The organism is Pseudomonas sp. Gutcm_11s, assembly GCF_028649395.1.
GTDB lineage: Bacteria > Pseudomonadota > Gammaproteobacteria > Pseudomonadales > Pseudomonadaceae > Aquipseudomonas.
Window position 1 is genome coordinate 612,320 of sequence record NZ_JAQSUW010000017.1, and the last position, 19,664, is coordinate 631,983.

Annotated in this window: 16 protein-coding genes; 13 read left to right on the plus strand and 3 right to left on the minus strand. The window is 61.4% G+C overall.

The features are described 5' to 3' along the window. Nucleotides 1–126: 126 nt before the first annotated feature. The 12 genes from PTT45_RS21310 to PTT45_RS21365 all read left to right on the plus strand — a co-directional run bounded on the left by PTT45_RS21310 (nt 127) and on the right by PTT45_RS21365 (nt 16,454). The gene (locus tag PTT45_RS21310) at nt 127–1,191 is read left to right on the plus strand and encodes a pilus assembly protein PilM (RefSeq protein WP_273815993.1); all 1,065 of its coding nucleotides are present in this window, start codon (nt 127–129) and stop codon (nt 1,189–1,191) included. Further along, entirely contained in the window at nt 1,191–1,817 is a 627-nt protein-coding gene (locus PTT45_RS21315; RefSeq protein WP_273815994.1) for a PilN domain-containing protein, read from the plus strand. The genes PTT45_RS21310 and PTT45_RS21315 overlap by 1 nt, the downstream gene beginning before the upstream one ends. Then, nucleotides 1,814–2,440 (plus strand): type 4a pilus biogenesis protein PilO, encoded by a 627-nt coding sequence (pilO, locus tag PTT45_RS21320; RefSeq protein ID WP_273815995.1) that lies wholly within the window; start codon nt 1,814–1,816, stop codon nt 2,438–2,440. The genes PTT45_RS21315 and pilO overlap by 4 nt, the downstream gene beginning before the upstream one ends. Further along, nucleotides 2,437–2,964 (plus strand): type 4a pilus biogenesis lipoprotein PilP, encoded by a 528-nt coding sequence (pilP, locus tag PTT45_RS21325; protein ID WP_273815996.1) that lies wholly within the window; start codon nt 2,437–2,439, stop codon nt 2,962–2,964. The genes pilO and pilP overlap by 4 nt, the downstream gene beginning before the upstream one ends. Nucleotides 2,965–3,017: 53 nt before the next feature. Next, nucleotides 3,018–5,081 carry a type IV pilus secretin PilQ gene (gene pilQ, locus PTT45_RS21330; protein WP_273815997.1) on the plus strand — a complete coding sequence of 688 codons (2,064 nt, stop codon included), beginning with the start codon at nt 3,018–3,020 and terminating at the stop codon, nt 5,079–5,081. 2 nt (nt 5,082–5,083) lie between these two features. Continuing rightward, on the plus strand, nt 5,084–5,602 hold the full coding sequence (aroK, locus tag PTT45_RS21335) for a shikimate kinase AroK (protein ID WP_043311139.1): 519 nt from the start codon (nt 5,084–5,086) through the stop codon (nt 5,600–5,602). Nucleotides 5,603–5,651: 49 nt separating this feature from the next. Next, nucleotides 5,652–6,755 carry a 3-dehydroquinate synthase gene (gene aroB / locus PTT45_RS21340; RefSeq protein WP_273815998.1) on the plus strand — a complete coding sequence of 368 codons (1,104 nt, stop codon included), beginning with the start codon at nt 5,652–5,654 and terminating at the stop codon, nt 6,753–6,755. Between the two features lie 9 nt (nt 6,756–6,764). After that, nucleotides 6,765–8,432, plus strand: a complete 1,668-nt coding sequence (locus tag PTT45_RS21345) for an AAA family ATPase (protein ID WP_273815999.1) — start codon at nt 6,765–6,767, stop codon at nt 8,430–8,432. A 247-nt stretch (nt 8,433–8,679) separates the two neighbouring features. Continuing rightward, entirely contained in the window at nt 8,680–13,128 is a 4,449-nt protein-coding gene (gltB, locus tag PTT45_RS21350) for a glutamate synthase large subunit (RefSeq protein ID WP_273816000.1), read from the plus strand. Nucleotides 13,129–13,161: 33 nt separating this feature from the next. Beyond that, nucleotides 13,162–14,580: an FAD-dependent oxidoreductase gene (locus PTT45_RS21355; RefSeq protein WP_273816001.1), complete on the plus strand. Its 1,419-nt coding sequence runs from the start codon at nt 13,162–13,164 to the stop codon at nt 14,578–14,580. Between the two features lie 338 nt (nt 14,581–14,918). After that, the gene (gene hemE / locus PTT45_RS21360; RefSeq protein ID WP_273816002.1) at nt 14,919–15,986 is read left to right on the plus strand and encodes a uroporphyrinogen decarboxylase; all 1,068 of its coding nucleotides are present in this window, start codon (nt 14,919–14,921) and stop codon (nt 15,984–15,986) included. A 123-nt stretch (nt 15,987–16,109) separates the two neighbouring features. After that, nucleotides 16,110–16,454: a YgiW/YdeI family stress tolerance OB fold protein gene (locus tag PTT45_RS21365; protein ID WP_043310238.1), complete on the plus strand. Its 345-nt coding sequence runs from the start codon at nt 16,110–16,112 to the stop codon at nt 16,452–16,454. A 51-nt stretch (nt 16,455–16,505) separates the two neighbouring features. On the opposite strand, the gene PTT45_RS21370 is transcribed toward PTT45_RS21365, so the two are convergent. Then, nucleotides 16,506–17,732, minus strand: coding sequence for an MFS transporter (locus PTT45_RS21370; protein ID WP_273816003.1), 1,227 nt, complete (start codon nt 17,730–17,732; stop codon nt 16,506–16,508). Nucleotides 17,733–17,856: 124 nt separating this feature from the next. Here PTT45_RS21370 and PTT45_RS21375 point away from each other — a divergent pair, with 124 nt between their 5' ends. Continuing rightward, nucleotides 17,857–18,762, plus strand: coding sequence for a LysR family transcriptional regulator (locus PTT45_RS21375; protein WP_273816004.1), 906 nt, complete (start codon nt 17,857–17,859; stop codon nt 18,760–18,762). 25 nt (nt 18,763–18,787) lie between these two features. Here the strand turns inward: PTT45_RS21375 and PTT45_RS21380 are convergent, their stop codons facing one another. Both PTT45_RS21380 and PTT45_RS21385 read right to left on the minus strand, forming a co-directional pair. Continuing rightward, on the minus strand, nt 18,788–19,231 hold the full coding sequence (locus tag PTT45_RS21380; RefSeq protein ID WP_273816005.1) for an excinuclease: 444 nt from the start codon (nt 19,229–19,231) through the stop codon (nt 18,788–18,790). Between the two features lie 21 nt (nt 19,232–19,252). Continuing rightward, nucleotides 19,253–19,651: a hypothetical protein gene (locus PTT45_RS21385; RefSeq protein WP_273816006.1), complete on the minus strand. Its 399-nt coding sequence runs from the start codon at nt 19,649–19,651 to the stop codon at nt 19,253–19,255. Nucleotides 19,652–19,664 lie beyond the last annotated feature (13 nt).

Sequence of the window (19,664 nt, forward strand, 5' to 3'; positions counted from 1 at the left end):
GGAAAACTGTTCACATTATAAGCGGTTTTTTTGCAGGGGAGCCATTTGCGCTTCTGTCAAGACTGCTATTTAATGTGGAAAAACATAAATAGTCCGTAAGTCTCGGATGCAGATAGGAAATCGGTCGTGCTAGGGCTCTTCAATAAGAAAGCGAACACGCTTCTGGGGATCGACATCAGTTCGACCTCGGTGAAGCTCCTTGAATTGAGTCGCTCCGGAAGCCGCTACAAGGTAGAGGCCTACGCCGTCGAGCCGCTCCCCCCAAATGCTGTAGTCGAGAAGAACATCGCGGAGCTGGAAGGGGTCGGGCAGGCCCTTTCGCGCGTTCTGAGCAAAGCCAAGACCGGCGTGCGTACTGCCGCCGTCGCTGTGGCAGGCTCTGCGGTGATCACTAAGACCATCGAGATGGAAGCTGGGCTCAACGATGACGAGCTGGAAAACCAGCTGAAGATCGAAGCTGATCAGTACATTCCTTATCCTCTTGAAGAGGTTGCCATCGACTTCGAGGTTCAGGGGGTGTCCGCGCGCAATCCCGAGCGAGTCGAAGTGCTTCTGGCAGCTTGTCGAAAGGAGAACGTCGAGGTGCGCGAAGCTGCCCTTGGTCTCTCCGGTCTGACTGCGAAGGTTGTTGACGTCGAAGCGTACGCGCTGGAGCGTGCCTACGGCCTGCTTGAGTCGCAGTTGGGCGGCAACACCGATGAGCTGACCGTGGCGGTTGTCGATATTGGCGCCACCATGACCACTCTGAGTGTTCTGCATCACGGGCGCACCATCTATACCCGCGAACAGCTCTTTGGCGGTCGTCAGTTGACCGAAGAAATTCAGCGCCGCTATGGGCTCTCGGTCGAAGAAGCTGGTCTTGCCAAGAAGCAAGGCGGTCTGCCGGACGATTACGAGAGCGAAGTGCTGCAGCCATTCAAGGAGGCTGTGGTTCAGCAGGTTTCACGCTCGTTGCAGTTCTTCTTTGCTGCTGGCCAGTTCAATGATGTGGATTACATTCTCCTGGCTGGCGGCACCGCATCCATTCCCGATCTGGATCGCTTGATCCAGCAAAAGATCGGCACTCCCACCTTGGTTGCCAATCCCTTCGCCGATATGGCTCTGGGTGGCAAAGTCAATGCCGGTGCGCTGGCTAGCGATGCGCCGTCGTTGATGATTGCCTGCGGTCTGGCGATGAGGAGTTTCGACTAATGGCGCGGATTAACTTACTTCCTTGGCGCGAGCAGCTTCGAGAGGAGCGTAAGCAGCGGTTCATTGCTGCAATGGGCGGTGTTCTCTTGGTCGCGGGTGGGCTGGTCTTTTTGGGTGGGCAGTATCTTAACTCTGCAATTGAGCAGCAAAATGCCCGCAATAACTATGTGAAAAGAGAAATTGCGGCTCTTGATGCTCGGATTGCAGAAATTAAGGATCTGAGAGAGCGGCGCGCTCAGCTCCTTGAGCGGATGAAGATTATTCAGGACTTGCAGGGTAATCGGCCGATTATCGGGCATATTTTTGATCAGCTTGTGAGGACGCTGCCGGATGGGGTGTTCTTTACGGCGATTGATCGTAAGGGTGATTTAATTTCGATTGTTGGTAGTGCTGAATCGAATAATCGTGTTTCTAGCTTGATGCGAAACTTGGATGCTTCTGAATGGCTTAAGTCGCCTAATTTGGCAGAAGTTAAAGCGATAACTGCGGGTGAAGTTGATCAGGCTAATGTCTTTAAACTGACGGTAAAGCAAACGCGTCCGGGGGTGCTTGAGGAAGAGTCTGTGTCGACTGGGAAGGCTGCAGGTGGTAAGGCCCGTCAAAAGAAGTCAGGTAAGAAATCATGAGTCTTTCGGACGCCGTAGAATCGTTACGGAAGGTAGATCTTTCCGAGCTTGATGCTAATAATCTTGGCTCTTGGCCGCTGCCGATCAAAGTCATTACGTGCTTGCTCTTGTTTGTTGCAGGGCTTGGTCTTGGTTATTACTTTTATCTGCAGGATTTGCAGGGGCAGTTGCAGGGGAGGCAGGCTCAAGAAGAGAGTCTGAAGCGCGAGTTTTCTGATAAGGCTGCTCAGGCTGCGAATCTGGATGCATATCGCGTGCAGATGAAAGAAATGGAAGAGTCCTTTGGCATGCTGCTGCGCCAATTGCCAAGTGATACTGAGGTGCCAGGGCTGTTGGAGGATATAACTCGAACTGGCTTAGAAAGCGGTCTCGAGTTTGAGGAGATTAAGCTTCAGCCGGAAAGCGTCCAGCAGTTCTATATTGAGTTGCCTATTCAAATATCGGTTGTGGGTTCTTATCACGATTTGGCAACTTTTGTCAGCGCAGTGGCCAGTCTTCCTAGGATTGTTACTCTGCACGATTTTGATATTAAGCTCACCGAGGGTGATGGCGGTAATTCTCGTTTGGCTATGAGTGTTTTAGCTAAGACCTATCGCTATAACGAGGGGGGGCTTAAGAAATGATTTACTCCCGTAGCGTGAGTGTGCTGCTCAGTGTTTTGTTGCTGTCTGGTTGCGCGGGGGGGGAGGATTTCTCTGATTTGCGCCAATATATGGATGATGCGCGTGCGCGGCCGAAAGGGAGCATTGAGCCGCTGCCTAAGTTCTTACCATATGAGCCCTTTACTTATAGTGCGGCTTCGCTGCGTAACCCCTTCCAGCCCCCTGTGAAGGTCGAGTTGGCCAGCCGGAGCAAGGGCTCGAAAGATATCAAGCCAGACGAGACTCGAGTGAAGCAATTCCTTGAAGGGTTCAATATCGAAGTCTTTGAGATGGTCGGAACTCTTCAGAACGATTCGGGTGTATATGGTCTCGTTAATGGGGCTGGAGGAGTTCACCGAGTTAAGGTGGGTGACTATCTGGGGCGTAATCACGGGCGCATTGTGACTGTAGATGAGGCTCAAATTGACGTCATCGAGATTGTCCCGGATGGAGAGGGTGGTTGGCTGGAGCGCCCACGCAGCATCTCCCTAAAAAGTCGCTCATAGTGGCGGGGTCGATTATGAAAAATAACTACAGTTCTGCTAAACGGAAGCTTTCCATGAATAAGGCCTTTTCTCGCTTGGGCGTTTCATTGCTGCTGGCCGGTTTCGCTCCAAGTCTGCTGGCGGCCAATCTGCAAAAATTGGATGTGGCAGCGCTGCCAGGGGACAAGGTAGAGCTGAGACTGAGCTTTGATGAGCCTGTTGCTGCACCTCGCGGCTATACCATCGAACAGCCGGCTCGGATCGCTCTTGATTTGCCGGGGGTCTCTAGTCAGCTGGGCGCAAAGAATAAAGAGCTAGGTGTTGGTAACGCTCGTAGCGTTACAGTTGTAGAGGCGCAGAACCGGACCAGGCTGATCATCAATCTTTCCACGTTGGCTCCATACAGCACTCGCAGTGACGGTAATAGTGTGGTTGTCGTGGTTGGTGACTCTTCCACGGCCTCTGCGTCTGTGTCTGCACCTGTGGCATCCGCACCTGCCGCCAAGGCTGCGCCAGTAGCTGCGGTTGGTCGTTCGATTCGTTCGATTGACTTTCAGCGGGGTACTGCTGGTGAGGGCAACGTTGTGGTGGAACTTTCTGATCCCAGCGTGAGTCCGGACATTCAGGAGCAGGGCGGAAAGATTCGTGTCGAGTTTCCTAAAACTCAACTGCCGGAGAGCCTTCGTGCACGGCTTGACGTGAAAGATTTTGCTACTCCTGTGCAGTTTGTTAATTCCGTGGTGCAAGGAGACAAGGTCAGCATTAGTATTGAACCGACGGGGCTCTATGACTATCTTGCGTTCCAGACGGATAATAAGCTGACTATTAGCATCAAGCCTTTAAGTCCTGAGGATGTTGAGAAGCGCAAGTCTGAAAGCTTTGCTTATTCTGGCGAGAAGCTGTCTCTCAACTTCCAAGATATTGATGTTCGTTCTGTGCTTCAGCTTATCGCAGACTTTACTAATTTGAACTTGGTTGCCAGCGATACCGTGCAGGGCAACATTACCCTGCGTCTGCAAAATGTGCCTTGGGATCAGGCTCTGGATCTGGTGCTGAAGACTCGCGGCCTGGACAAGCGGCAGGTCGGCAATGTTTTGCTGGTTGCGCCGGCTGATGAAATTGCGGCTCGTGAGCGTCAAGAGCTTGAGGCAAAACAGCAGTTGGCTGAGTTGGCCCCTCTGCGTCGGGAAGTGGTGCAGTTGAACTACGCTAAGGCTTCGGATATTGCCAAGCTCTTCGAAGATGCAGGCAAGGATGGAACCTTGGACAAGGATATGCGCGGGAAGGTTATCTTCGATGATCGTACCAATAGCATCATCGCGTACTTGACCCAGGAGCGTTTGGATGAGCTGCGCAGGATCGTGACTCAGCTTGATATTCCGGTTCGGCAGGTTATGGTTGAGGCGCGTATCGTAGAGGCCAATGTCGACTTCGATAAGGAGTTGGGCGTCGAGTGGCGTGGTGTTGGCCTCGGTGATAACAACTGGGTGGTAGGTGGTACCAATAGTGTTGAGAAAGACACCGATCCGCTGGAGTTCCAAGGCGGTACTTTCGTCGACATGGGCGCTGCCGGGCGCACTTCTGGCTTGAACCTGGGATTCATTACCGATAACACTCTGCTAGACCTTGAGTTGTCAGCGATGGAGAAAACCGGTAACGGTGAGATCATCTCCCAGCCGAAGGTGGTGACCTCGGACAAGGAAACCGCAAAAATCCTCAAGGGCACAAAGATCCCGTACCAAGAGGCATCTTCTAGCGGTGCTACCTCGGTAGCCTTCGCGGAGGCCAACCTGTCTCTTGAAGTGACCCCGCAAATCACTCCGGATAATCGCGTCATCATGGAGGTCAAGGTCAACAAGGATGCTGCTGACTTTGCTAACCAGGTCGACGGTACCCCGTCCATCCAGACCAACGAGGTTAATGCCAAGGTTCTGGTGACTGACGGTGAGACCATCGTAATTGGTGGCATCTTCAGTAATACCCAGTCCAAGGCTGTGGATAAGGTGCCTCTTCTGGGAGATATCCCTTATATCGGTCGCCTCTTCCGTCGTGATGTGGTTCAGGATTCCAAGGCCGAGCTGCTGGTGTTCCTGACCCCTCGCATCATGAACAACCAGGCCATTGCGGTTAGCAACTAATAGTGCAGAACGTAGTCTTGGTAGGCCCGATGGGGGCTGGTAAGAGCACCATCGGGCGGTTGTTGTCGAAAGAGCTGAAGCTGCAGTTCAAGGATTCAGACAAGGAGATCGAGCATCGTACCGGTGCCGATATCCCTTGGATCTTTGATGTGGAGGGCGAGCAGGGTTTCCGCGAGCGCGAGCAGTTGATGGTCGTGGAGCTCTGTGAGCTTGAAGGTGTGGTGATCGCAACAGGCGGCGGCGTGGTGCTGCGACCAGAGAATCGGCAGGCGCTGCGTGCCGGTGGGTGGGTTGTCTATCTGCATGCCTCCGTCGAGCAGCAGTTGGAGCGCACATCGCGGGATCGTAATCGGCCTCTGCTGCGCAATGCTGAGCCTGGCAAGGTATTACGCAATCTGATGGATATCCGTGATCCGCTATATCGAGAGATTGCGGATGTGATCATCGAAACGGATGAGCGGCCGCCGCGTATGGTGGTTCAGGAAATCATCGAGCGCCTCAGGGCTCTGCCTCCCCGTTAAAGAGCGCTTCCATCTGCGTTATCCTATGCCCTTTCTACTCGGGGGCTTCATGCAGACTCTTACCGTCGATCTAGGCGAACGCAGCTATCCCATCTACATCGGAGAGGGGTTGCTCGCTCGCCCCGATCTGTTCAAGCCGCATCTCGCCGGTCGGCAGGTGGCGATAGTCACCAATGAAACCGTCGCTCCCCTTTATCTGGATACGCTGAAGCAGTCTCTGGCTGGTCAGGACATCGCTACCGTGATTCTTCCGGATGGCGAGGTCTTCAAGACCTGGGAAACTCTGCAGTTGATTTTCGATGGCCTGCTTCAGGCCCGTCATGATCGCAAGACCACCGTTGTCGCTTTGGGCGGCGGGGTCATCGGTGACATGGCCGGTTTTGCGGCGGCTTGCTATCAGCGCGGTGTCGACTTCATTCAGGTTCCGACCACTCTGTTGTCGCAGGTGGATTCCTCCGTGGGGGGCAAAACCGGCATCAATCATCCGCTGGGCAAGAACATGGTCGGGGCTTTCTACCAGCCCAACGCTGTCGTTATCGACACCACTGTTCTCGGTACTCTTCCCGCTAACGAGCTGTCGGCCGGATTGGCCGAGGTGATCAAGTACGGGTTGATCTGCGATCTGCAGTTCTTGGGCTGGTTGGAAGAAAATATCGAGGCCTTGCGTCAACTGCAGCCTGCTGCACTGATCGAGGCCATCGAGCGCTCCTGCGCGGCGAAAGCTCGGGTGGTCGGTGTAGATGAGCGAGAGTCGGGCCTGCGCGCGATTCTCAACCTTGGGCATACCTTCGGCCATGCCATCGAGACGCACATGGGCTACGGTGAGTGGCTGCATGGTGAGGCGGTGGCTGCCGGTACTGTCATGGCGCTGGAAATGTCGTCGCGCCTTGGCTGGATATCTGTCGCCGATCGCGATCGTGGTGTTCGTCTGCTGTTGCGCGCAGGGCTGCCGGTGGTGCCGCCGGCCGAGATGGGGCCTGAGGATTTTCTCGAGCATATGGCGGTCGACAAGAAGGTGCTCGATGGGCGTCTGCGCTTGGTGCTGCTGCGCAGTCTCGGTGAGGCCGTGATTACTGATGATTTCCCGCGGGAAGTCCTGGATGCCACCTTGCGCGCCGATTACCGCGCGATACTGGCTCAGCTTGGAGAATAAGAGAGCTACATGAGCAGTTTGCACGCCGACGAGGCCTTCCTCGCGCATTACCAGTTCAGCCACGACCCCTTTGCCGCTCGGGTCCCGGGCTTTCGTTTCTATCCCGCCCAACGCAAGCCGGTGCTGGGGCAGCTTCACCACTTGGCGCGCTACAGCCAGCTGCTGTTGGTGGTGACCGGGCCGCATGGCAGTGGCAAGACATTGCTGCGCCAGGCGCTGGTGGCGAGCACCAACAAGCAGTCCGTGCATTCGGTGGTGGTCTCCGCCCGCGGGGCGGGGGATGTGGTGGGCGTCCTGCGCCAGGTTGCCCAGGGCTTGGGTATGCAGCAGGTCGACGTGCGCAGCATCCTGGCGCAGGTCGCTCAGTTGGCTCTGACCGGGCAGGAAGTCTATCTGCTGGTCGACGACGCCGAGCAGCTGGCTGATTCCGCCCTGGACGCGCTGTTTACCCTGGCGGCGGGCAATGCCGATGGCCGCCCGCATGTTTTCCTGTTCGCCGAGAGCGACATCCTGCCGCGACTCGAGCTGCTGGCCGATGGCGAAGAGCGCTTCCACGCAATCGAGCTTCTGCCATACAGCGAGGATGAAACTCGCGAGTATCTGGCTCAGCGCCTGGACGGAGCCGGCCAGGGTGTCGATGTGCTCTCCGATGATCAGGTCACCGACATTCACCTGAGTTCCGGGGGATGGCCGGGAGCGATCAATCAGGCCGCGCGCGATACCTTGGTTGAAGCGATGCTGGCCAGTCGAGCCGGCGCCGGTGGGCGCGCGGGTGCTGGCCTGCCGAAGAAGCATTTGCTTGCCGTCGGCGTGGTGGCGCTCGCGCTTGGTGCTGCCTGGTTGATGCAGGGGCGTACCGAGAGCACTCCACCAATGGTCACCGAGGCGCCGATCGAACTGGTGCCGCAAGCTAGTGCGCCTGCGGTCGTTGAGGCAGGCAAGCCAGCTGCTCCAGCTTCGGGGGCGGCTGTGGAGTTCAGTGGTGCCAGTCAGCCTTTGCCGTTGCCGCTGGTGGGCGAGGCTCAGCCGGTGATTCGTGAGCCGCTGGCCCAGGCTTCTGGTATGGATGAGGGCGACGAGGGTGGCTCTGCTGGCGCGCAGGCGCCTGTATCGGCTGCTACGCCGCCAGCGCCAATAGTGACTCCGGTACCGGTCACCTTGCCGGTGGTGCCAACGGTTGCCAGTGCTGCCGCGTCCAAGCCGATAGTGCCGACTCCGACTCCGACTCCGACTCCGACTCCGACTCCGACTCCGACTCCGGCGCAGCCTGCGGTGAGTGCCAAGCCGGCTCAGGCGTCGGTCGCTCCGGTTGCGAAACCGACGCCTGCCAAGCCAGCTGCTCCTGCGGCCAATGCGGCGCCGTCTGTCTCCAGCGCAGCTCCTGCGCCAGGGGCGGAGTGGTATGCCAGTCGTCCGGCTGGCAACTACGCCCTGCAGATACTCGGAACCCGTTCTGAGAGCAGCGCCAAGGCGTTCGTCGGCAAGAATGGTGGTGAATACCGCTACTTCAAGAAGCTGCACCAGGGGCAGGCGCTCTACGTGGTGACCTACGGCCAGTTCTCCAGTCGTGCAGCAGCGCAGTCTGCCATCAAGTCTCTGCCAGCCAGTGTGCAGGCCGGCAAGCCCTGGCCGCGCAGCTTCGCCAGCATCCAGCAGGAGGCAGTACGGGCGCGCTAGTGGCCCGTGAATTGCCTTTCATTTGATGACCGATTGGTGCTAGCACGGCCTTTCGGTCATCGCCTTTCGCGCAAGCGACAGAAGGTTTCATCAGGTCGTCATCGAAGATTTGTGACGACCTAGGTGGCTATGTACAATGTCCCCCCTTTGCCTGCGCCAAGCTGGGGTGTTTCCCTGCGCGGTCGGCAGCTAGGTCGATGAATTAGAAAGCAATTTGCCCATTAGAGGCAGCCTGGTGAGAGTGTCTATGAAAGCAGGTCTATACCATCCTGATCAGTTCAAGGATAACTGCGGCTTCGGTTTGATCGCCCATATGCAGGGCGAGGCGAGCCATCATTTGCTGAATACTGCGATTGAAGCCCTGACCTGTATGACCCACCGCGGTGGTATCAACGCCGACGGTAAGACCGGTGACGGTTGTGGTCTGCTGATCCAGAAGCCCGATCTGTTCCTGCGCGCAGTCGCCAAGGAAGAGTTCGGCAGCGACCTGCCGCAGCAATATGCAGTGGGCATGGTCTTCTTCAATCAGGATTCGGCCAAGGCCGAGTCTGCCCGTGCCAACATGAACCGCGAGATCGAGGCCGCAGGCCTGCAGCTGGTCGGCTGGCGCAAGGTGCCGATCGACACCAGCGTGCTCGGCCGCCTGGCCCTGGAGCGCCTGCCGCAGATCGAGCAGGTGTTCATTGGCGGTGAAGGCCTGGATGACCAGCAGTTCGCCATCAAGCTGTTCAGCGCCCGTCGTCGCTCCTCGGTGGCCAACGCCGCCGACACCGACCACTACATCTGCAGCTTCTCGCCGAAGACCATCATCTATAAAGGCCTGATGATGCCGGCGGACCTGCAGCAGTTCTATCCGGACCTCGGCGACGAGCGCCTGCAGACTGCCATCTGCGTATTCCACCAGCGCTTCTCCACCAACACCCTGCCGAAATGGCCGCTGGCGCAGCCGTTCCGTTTCCTCGCCCACAACGGCGAGATCAACACCATCACTGGCAACCGCAACTGGGCCCTGGCCCGTCGTCTGAAGTTCGCCAACGACCAGATCCCCGATCTGGAGGAGCTGGGCCCGCTGGTCAACCGCGTCGGCTCCGACTCCTCGAGCATGGACAACATGCTCGAACTGATGGTCACCGGTGGTATCGACCTGTTCCGCGGCGTGCGCATGATCATTCCGCCGGCCTGGCAGAACGTCGAGACCATGGACTCCGACCTGCGCGCATTCTACGAGTACAACTCCATGCACATGGAGCCGTGGGACGGCCCAGCCGGCGTGGTGCTGACCGACGGTCGCCATGCCGTCTGCCTGCTCGATCGTAACGGTCTGCGCCCGGCGCGCTGGGTCACCACCAAGAACGGCTACATCACCCTGGCGTCGGAAATCGGCGTGTGGGACTACAAGCCGGAAGACGTGATCGCCAAGGGCCGTGTCGGCCCAGGCCAGATCCTCGCGGTGGACACCGAGACCGGCCAGGTGCTCGACACCGACGCCATCGACAATCGCCTGAAGTCGCGCCACCCGTATAAACAGTGGCTGCGTCAGGGCGCCGTGCGCATCCAGGCCAGCCTGGAAGACCGCGACCACGGTTCGCCGTTCTACGACAGCGACCGTCTCAAGCAATACATGAAGATGTTCCAGGTCACCTTCGAGGAGCGTGACCAGGTGCTGCGCCCGCTCGGTGAGCAGGGCCAGGAAGCGGTCGGCTCGATGGGTGACGACACGCCGATGGCCGTGCTGTCGCAGCGCATCCGCTCGCCGTTCGACTACTTCCGCCAGCAGTTCGCCCAGGTGACCAACCCGCCGATCGACCCGCTGCGCGAGTCGATCGTGATGTCCCTGGAGATCTGCCTGGGCGCCGAGCGCAACATCTTCGAGGAATCCCCGGCCCACGCCAGCCGCGTCATGCTGAGCAGCCCGGTGATCTCCCCGGCCAAGTGGCGCGCGCTGCTGAACCTGAGCACCCCGGGCTTCGAGCGTCATGTCATCGACATGAACTACGACGAGTCCGTCGGCCTCGAGGCTGCGGTGCGCAACATGGCCGACCAGGCCGAGGAGGCCGTGCGCGCCGGCAAGGTGCTGCTGGTCCTCTCCGACCGTCACATCGCTCCGGGCAAGCTACCGGCGCACGCCGCGCTGGTTACCGGCGCCGTGCACCATCGCCTGACCGAGAAAGGCCTACGTTGCGACTGCAACATCCTGGTCGAGACCGCGACTGCCCGTGACCCGCACCACTTCGCCGTGCTGCTGGGCTTCGGTGCCTCGGCGGTGTACCCGTTCCTCGCCTACGAGGTCCTGGGCGACCTGATCCGTACCGGCGAAGTACTGGGCGACCTCTACGAGGTGTTCAAGTACTACCGCAAGGGCATCTCCAAGGGCCTGCTGAAGATCCTGTCGAAGATGGGTATCTCCACCATCGCCTCCTACCGCGGTGCGCAGCTGTTCGAGGCCGTCGGCCTGGCCGACGAAGTCACCGACGTGTGCTTCCGTGGCGTCGCCAGCCGCATCCAGGGTGCGCGCTTCGTCGACATCGAGGGCGAGCAGAAGCTGCTGGCCAACGAGGCCTGGAACAACCGCAAGGCCATCCAGCAGGGCGGTCTGCTCAAGTTCGTCTACGGCGGCGAGTACCACGCCTACAACCCGGACGTGGTCAACACCCTGCAGGCCGCCGTGCAGCAGGGCAGCTACGAGAAGTACCAGGAGTACGCCGCGCTGGTCGACCAGCGCCCGGTGTCCATGCTGCGCGACCTGTTCCAGCTCAAGCTGGCCGATAAGCCGCTGAGCCTGGACGAGATCGAGCCGCTGAACGAAGTGCTGAAGCGCTTCGACTCCGCGGGTATCTCCCTCGGCGCGCTGTCGCCAGAGGCCCACGAAGCCATCGCCGAGGCGATGAACCGCCTGGGCGCGCGCTCCAATTCCGGTGAGGGCGGCGAAGACCCGTCCCGCTACGGCACCGTGCGCAGCTCCAAGATCAAGCAGGTCGCGACCGGCCGCTTCGGTGTAACCCCGGAGTACCTGGTCAACGCCGAAGTGCTGCAGATCAAGGTGGCCCAGGGCGCCAAGCCCGGTGAAGGCGGCCAGCTGCCGGGCGGCAAGGTCAACGGCCTGATCGCCAAGCTGCGCTATGCCGTGCCGGGCGTGACCCTGATCTCGCCGCCGCCGCACCACGACATCTATTCGATCGAAGACCTGTCGCAGCTGATCTTTGACCTCAAGCAGGTCAACCCAGCCGCGCTGGTCTCGGTCAAGCTGGTAGCGGAAGCCGGTGTCGGCACCATCGCCGCAGGCGTGGCCAAGGCCTATGCCGACCTGATCACCATCTCCGGCTACGACGGCGGCACCGGCGCCTCGCCGCTGACCTCGATCAAGTACGCTGGCTCGCCGTGGGAACTCGGCCTGGCCGAGACCCACCAGACCCTGCGCGGCAACGACCTGCGCGGCAAGGTCCGCGTGCAGACCGACGGCGGTCTGAAGACCGGTCTCGACGTGATCAAGGCAGCCATCCTCGGCGCCGAGAGCTTCGGCTTCGGTACCGGGCCGATGGTCGCTCTGGGCTGCAAGTACCTGCGTATCTGTCACCTGAACAACTGCGCCACCGGCGTGGCCACCCAGAACGACAAGCTGCGCAAGGACCACTTCATCGGCACCGTCGAAATGGTGATGAACTACTTCACCTACGTCGCCGAAGACACCCGCCAGTGGCTGGCCAAGCTGGGCGTGCGCAGCCTCGGCGAGCTGATCGGCCGTACCGATCTGCTCAACGTGCTGCCGGGCGATACCGACAAGCAGGGCAACCTGGATCTGACCCCGCTGCTCGGCAGCGACCATATCCCGGCCGACAAGCCGCAGTTTTGCGAAGTCGAGAAGAACCCGCCGTTCGACCAGGGCCTGCTGGCCGAGAAGATGGTCGAGCTGTCCCTGGCTGCGATCACTGGCAAGACCGGTGGCGAGTACGAACTGGACATCTGTAACTGCGACCGCTCCATCGGTGCCCGTGTTTCCGGCGAAATCGCCAAGCAGCACGGCAACCAGGGCATGAAGGACGCGCCGATTACCTTCCGCTTCAAGGGTACTGCGGGTCAGAGCTTCGGTGTGTGGAACGCCGGCGGCCTGCACCTGCGCCTGGAAGGCGATGCCAACGACTACGTCGGCAAGGGCATGACTGGCGGCAAGCTGGTGATCACCCCGCCGGCCGGCAGCCCGTTCAAGACCCAAGAGTCGGCCATCGTCGGCAACACCTGCCTGTACGGCGCCACTGGCGGCAAGCTGTTCGCTGCCGGCACCGCGGGCGAGCGTTTCGCTGTGCGTAACTCCGGTTCGCATGCCGTGGTTGAAGGTACCGGTGACCACTGCTGCGAATACATGACCGGCGGCTTCGTCTGCGTGCTCGGCAAGACCGGCTACAACTTCGGTTCCGGCATGACCGGCGGCTTCGCCTACGTGCTGGACCTGGACAACGGCTTCGTCGACCGCGTCAACCACGAGCTGGTGGAAATCCAGCGCATCAGCAATGAGTCCATGGAGGCGTACCGCAGCCACCTGCACGGCGTGCTCGCCGAGTATGTGGCGGAAACCGCCAGCCCGTGGGGTGCTCACCTGCTGGAGAACCTGGACGATTACCTGCGCAAGTTCTGGTTGGTCAAACCGAAGGCCGCGAGCCTCGGTTCGCTGCTCTCCAGCACCCGTGCCAACCCGCAATAACAAGCGCCTGAAGTGGTTTGATGAGGTTTTGAAATGACTGAACGTCTGAACAACGACTTCCAGTTCATCGAGGTCGGGCGCAAGGATCCGAAGAAGAAGCTCCTGCGCCAACGCAAGCGCGAGTTCGTGGAAATCTACGAACCGTTCAAGCCGGCCCAGGCGGCCGACCAGGCACACCGTTGCCTGGGTTGCGGCAACCCGTACTGTGAATGGAAGTGCCCCGTGCACAACTTCATTCCGAACTGGCTCAAGCTGGTCTCGGAAGGCAACATCCTGGCGGCGGCAGAACTGTCGCACCAGACCAACACCCTGCCGGAAGTGTGCGGCCGCGTGTGCCCGCAGGACCGTCTGTGCGAGGGTGCCTGCACCCTCAACGACGGTTTCGGCGCGGTGACCATTGGCTCGGTGGAGAAGTACATCACCGACACCGCCTTCGCCATGGGCTGGCGTCCGGACATGTCCAAGGTCAAGCCGACCGGCAAGCGTGTTGCCGTGATCGGTGCCGGCCCGGCCGGCCTCGGCTGCGCCGACGTGCTGGTGCGCAACGGTGTGACCCCGGTGGTGTTCGACAAGAACCCGGAAATCGGTGGCCTGCTGACCTTCGGCATTCCCGAGTTCAAGCTCGAGAAGAGCGTGCTCAGCCGTCGTCGCGAAGTGTTCACCGGCATGGGTATCGAGTTCCGCCTGAACACCGAGATCGGTGTCGACATCACCATGCAGCAGCTGCTGGATGAGTACGATGCCGTGTTCATGGGCATGGGCACCTACACCTATATGAAGGGCGGCTTCCCGGGCGAGGACCTGCCGGGCGTCACCGACGCACTGGACTTCCTGATCGCCAACGTCAACCGCAACCTCGGCTTCGAGAAGTCTCCGGAAGACTTCATCGACATGAAGGGCAAGCGCGTAGTCGTGCTCGGCGGCGGCGACACCGCGATGGACTGCAACCGCACCTCCATCCGCCAGGGGGCCAAGGCTGTGACCTGCGCCTACCGTCGTGACGAAGAGAACATGCCGGGCTCGCGCAAGGAAGTGAAGAACGCCAAGGAAGAGGGCGTGAAGTTCCTCTTCAACCGCCAGCCCATCGCCATCGTCGGCGAGGACAAGGTGGAAGGCGTGAAGGTGGTCGAGACCCGTCTCGGCGAGCCGGACGCCCGTGGCCGTCGCAGCCCCGAGCCGATCCCGGGCTCCGAGGAAATCATCCCGGCCGAAGCCGTGCTGATCGCCTTCGGTTTCCGCCCGAGCCCGGCCGCCTGGTTCGCCGATTTCAAGATCGACATCGACAGCCAGGGCCGTGTAGTGGCGCCGGAGAAGAACCAGTTCAAGCACCAGACCAGCAACCCGAAGATCTTCGCCGGTGGCGACATGGTCCGTGGTTCCGACCTGGTGGTGACCGCGATCTTCGAAGGTCGCAACGCTGCCGAGGGCATCCTCGACTACCTGCAGGTCTAAGCTGCTGCGCTCGGCCAGGCGTTGTTGAAAACAGGTTCGGAATGCTCATTTACAACTCGTAAACTGCGCTTCCTCACCTGTTTTCGCCTAGCCTGACCTTCGCTAGCGACGCTTAGCGAGCGATCCACGTCGCGGCATATCGTCGCGATAGACAAAAGGCACGGCACCCGCCGTGCCTTTTGTTTTTGGGTCTGCGAAAATGCCCGCACTTTTTCTGCGCCAAGGCGCGCGGCGTTCCTGCGATCCGGGAGCCCGCCCGGAGGAAGGGGGACGCCACTGAAGCGGCCGCCGCATACTCCCGCCGCAACGCTCCCTGCCGATTTCCAGGAACCCTGCCGATGTCCGCCCTGAAGAACGACCGTTTCCTGCGCGCCCTGCTCAAGCAGCCCGTCGACGTTACCCCCGTCTGGATGATGCGCCAGGCCGGCCGTTACCTGCCGGAGTACCGCGCTACCCGCGCCAAGGCCGGTGATTTCGTCAGCCTGATGAAGAACCCGGAACTGGCCTGCGAGGTCACCATCCAGCCGCTGGACCGCTACCCGCAGATCGATGCCGCGATCCTCTTCTCCGACATCCTCACCATCCCCGACGCCATGGGCCAGGGCCTGTACTTCGAGACCGGCGAGGGCCCGCGCTTCAAGAAGGTGATCAGCAGCATGGCCGACATCGAGGCCCTGCCGATTCCCGATGCCGAGCAGGACCTGGGCTACGTGATGGACGCCGTGCGCACCATCCGCCGCGAGCTGAACGGCCGCGTGCCGCTGATCGGCTTCACCGGCAGCCCCTGGACCCTGGCCACCTACATGGTCGAGGGCGGCTCCAGCCGCGACTTCCGCAAGTCCAAGGCGATGCTCTACGACAACCCGCAGGCCATGCACGCGCTGCTCGACAAGCTGGCCCGCTCGATCACCGCCTACCTCAACGGCCAGATCAAAGCCGGTGCCCAGGCCGTGCAGATCTTCGATTCCTGGGGCGGCGCGCTGTCCTCGGCGGCCTACCAGGAGTTCTCCCTGCGCTACATGAAGCAGATCATCGATGGCCTGATCCGCGAGCACGACGGTCGCCGCGTACCGGTGATCCTGTTCACCAAGGGTGGCGGCCTGTGGCTGGAGTCCATGGCCGACACCGGCGCTGAGGCCCTGGGCCTGGACTGGACCTGCGATATCGGCAGCGCCCGTGCCCGCGTCGGCGACAAGGTGGCCCTGCAGGGCAACATGGACCCGGCCGTGCTGCATGCCAAGCCGGAAGCCATCCGCACCGAGGTGGCGCGTATCCTCGCCGCCTATGGCCGGGGCAACGGCCAGGTGTTCAACCTCGGCCATGGCATTACCCCGGAAGTGCCGCCGGAGCACGCCAAGGCCTTCTTCGAGGCGGTGCATGAGCTGTCGGCGCAGTACCACGCCTGATCGCTCCCTGCGTACCCGAAACGCCCGGCCCGTGCCGGGCGTTTTGCTTTGCCCGCCGATTCAGCTTCGCTTCAGCTGGACTGGTTAGTCTGATGCCACACCCACCCGGTAAGGATCGGAACCATGAAAGCTCGCTATCTCACCCTGCTCGTCGCGCCCCTGTTCAGCACCGCCGTATTGGCCGCCGGCTACACCGGCCCGGGCGCCCAGGCCATCAACAGCGTCGCGGCGGCCCAGGAGGCCGGTGACGATGCGCATGTGGTGCTGCAGGGCCACATCACCCGCAAGCTTGGCGACGAGAAGTACGAGTTCAAGGACAGCACCGGCACCATCACCGTGGAGATCGATGATGAAGACCTGCCGCCGGTGGCCTTCGACGACAAGACCCAGGTCAAGCTGACCGGCGAAGTCGACAAGGGGCTGATCAAGCGCGAGATCGACATCGACCTGGTCGAGATCGTGCAGTAAGCCAAGAGAGTGAAAAACGCCGGCGCATGCCGGCGTTTCTGTATGCGGGCTTCAGGCCGCTTCCGGCAGGCGGCTGAGGTGCAGCGCCGCGAGCAAAGCGGCCACCAGCAGCGCGGCGATGAACAGCGCGACGCCCGTCCAGCCGAAGTCGTGCCAGAACAGCCCGCCTGCGGTCCCCGCCAGGCTCGAGCCCAGGTAGTAGCTGAACAGATACAGCGACGAGGCCTGGCCGCGGGCCTGCTGCGCACGACGGCCGACCCAGCTGCTCGCCACCGAGTGGGCGCCGAAGAAGCCGAAGGTGAACAGCAGCATACCGCCGAGAATCGCTGGCACCTGCGGCAACAGGGTCAGCAGCAGGCCGGCGAGCATCAGCACGATCACCGCCCAGAGCACCCGCCGGCGGCCCAGGCGGTCGGCCAGCGCGCCGATCTTCGCCGAGCTGTAGATGCCCGACAGGTAGACCACCGAGAGCAGGCCGACCAGCGCCTGGCTCAGGTGATAGGGCGCATCCAGCAGGCGGTAGCCGATGTAGTTGAACAGGGTGACGAAGGCGCCCATCAGCAGGAAGGCTTCGAGGAACAGCCAGGGCAGGCCGCGGTCACGCAGGTGCCGGACAAAGGCCTGGCCGATGCGCCGCACGTCCAGCGGCGCGGGCTTGAAGTGGCGCGACTCCGGCAGCACGCGCCAGAACAGCAGGCCGGCGAGCAGCGCCAGCAGGCCTAGGCTGCCCACCGCCCAGCGCCAGTCGACGAAATCCACCAGCACCCCGCTGATCAGCCGCCCGCCCATGCCACCGATGGCATTGCCGGCGATGTACAGGCCCATCGACAGCCCCAGGCAGTCGGGGTCGATCTCCTCGCACAGGTAGGTCATGGCCACGGCGGCCAACCCGCTGAGGGCCAGGCCGAGCAGCGCGCGAGTCACCAGCACGCCTTCCCAGGTCGGCATCAGCGCGCCGGCCAGGGTCAGTAGTGCGGCGCACAGCAGCGAGGCAACCATCATCGGCTTGCGCCCGACGGCGTCGGACAGCGGCCCGGTGAACAGCAGGCCGACGGCCAGCATGATGGTCGAGATCGACAGCACCAGGCTGCTCTGCGCCGCGCTGAGGGCGAACTCCTGTGACAGCACCGGCATCAATGGCTGCACGCAGTAGAGCAGGGCGAAGGTGGCGAAGCCGCCGGCGAACAGGGCGAGGGAGGTGCGGGTGAACTGCGGCGTGCCCTTGGCGATGAAGGCGTCAGGGTTGTGCAGGGATGTGGCGACGGCGTTCACGGGCAACCTCTGTAGCGACAGACCGGACAGGCTCTGGCCGGTAAACGCTGACAGGGTAGAGAGATGGAAATATGATCTCCAATATATTGATCGTCACGTTTGATATCTGAAAAGTATCAATTGGAGTCCCATGGAGCTGCGTCATCTGCGCTACTTCGTGGCGGTGGCCGAGGAGCTGCACTTCGGCCGTGCCGCCGAGCGCCTGAACATCTCCCAGCCGCCGCTGAGTCAGCAGATCCAGGCGCTGGAGCAGGCGATGGACGTGCGCCTATTCGAGCGCACCAACCGCCGTGTGGCCCTGACCGAGGCGGGGCGGCTGTTCCTCGACGAGGCCAGGGCGATCCTGCAGCGTGTCGAGGGGGCAGTGCAGCTGGCCCAGCGCGCGCAGCGCGGCGAGCTCGGCGAGCTCAAGGTCGGCTTCACCGCCTCGGCGCCGTTCACCTCGATCATGCCGCGCAGCATCCTGGCCTTTCGCCAGGCGCGTCCGGACGTGCACCTGAGCCTGCTGGAGATGAGCAGTGGTGCGGTGGTGCAGGCGTTGCTGGATCGGCAGATCCAGGTCGGCGTGCTGCGCCCCTTCGCCCTGCCGGACAGCATCGAGGCGATCGAGCTGTTCCGCGATCCGCTGGTGGCGGTGTTGCGCGCCGACCATCCGCTGGCGTCCGGCAGCGAGGAGGGGCTGTCGCTCAGCGCCCTGGCCGAGGAGCCCTTCGTGTTCTTCCCGCGTAGCTACGGCACCGGCCTGTTCGATCAGCTCAACGAGCTGGCGCGCCAGGCAGGCTTCATCCCGCGCATCGCCCAGGAGGCGAACGAGGCGATGACCATCATCGGTCTGGTGGCGGCGGGCATGGGGGTGTCGATGTTACCGGAGTCGTTCCGGCGCACGCGCGTGGATGGCGTGGTCTACCGCACCCTGCTCGATCCGGGCGCGACATCGGCGATCTGGCTGGCGCGGCGCCGCGATGAGCGGGTGCCGCAGGCGCTGGCGTTCGTCGAGATGATGACGCGCCAGGTGGCGGCGCTCCGGGCCGAATGAGGCGGCCCGGACGCCGAGGTGGAGCTTACTTGACGTTGGCCAGGTCGGCCTTCAGGGCGACACCGGCCATGATGGCGCCGGCGTGGCACTCGTACTTCTGCGCGTCGGAATAGACCACGTTCTTGTAGTTGCTGACGATGTTGACCACGGCATTGGCACCGGCCTGCTTGGCGGCGTTCTGCATGCGGATCAGTGCGGACTGCAGGGCCCAGGAGCAAGCGCCTTCGTCGCTCTTGTTGAAGGCGTTGGTCTTCTGGCTGGTGGTGACGCCGGATTTGACCACGCTGACGGTGCCGGCCGGCTTGGTGCCCGCCAGGTAGAACTTCACGCTGCCATCCAGACGGTTGGCGGCCAGGGCCTCCTGCACGGCCTGCTCGAACGGCAGGAAGTGGGTGGTGTCACGCGCCTGGCTGATGCCCGGGATAACAGCGAAGAGCAGGGCGGCCAGGGTCCAGTTTTTCAGTTTCATGGTCGTCTCCTTGACGAAAGGTCACGGGGTTGGGGAAAGGTTGAGCTGATGTTCGATCTCTAGCTTGAGGTACTTCACCCAGCGATTGTAGGTGCGATGAATCTTGCCGTTCTTGTGCTCAAGGCCCTGGCTGCTGCGATAGCGGATGAAGATATCGCGCGGGTTGTAGTCGATGGTGATGGCCGCCTGGTGGCGTTCACGCACCAGGATGTCGGCCTGCACGCGGCCCGGCTGGACCTGGCCGACATGCCAGCGATAGGTCTTCAGGGCGCTGAGAATGGCCTGCTCGATCTGCAGATCGCTGATGGCCGAGCCTGGCGGCAGCTCGATGGTTGGCGTGTCGACCGGCTGCAGCGTGCTGCAGGCGGCCAGGCCCGAGACGATCAGGTCGAGCAGTAGGGTGCGAAGCAGTACGGGCATTCAGAGACTTCCT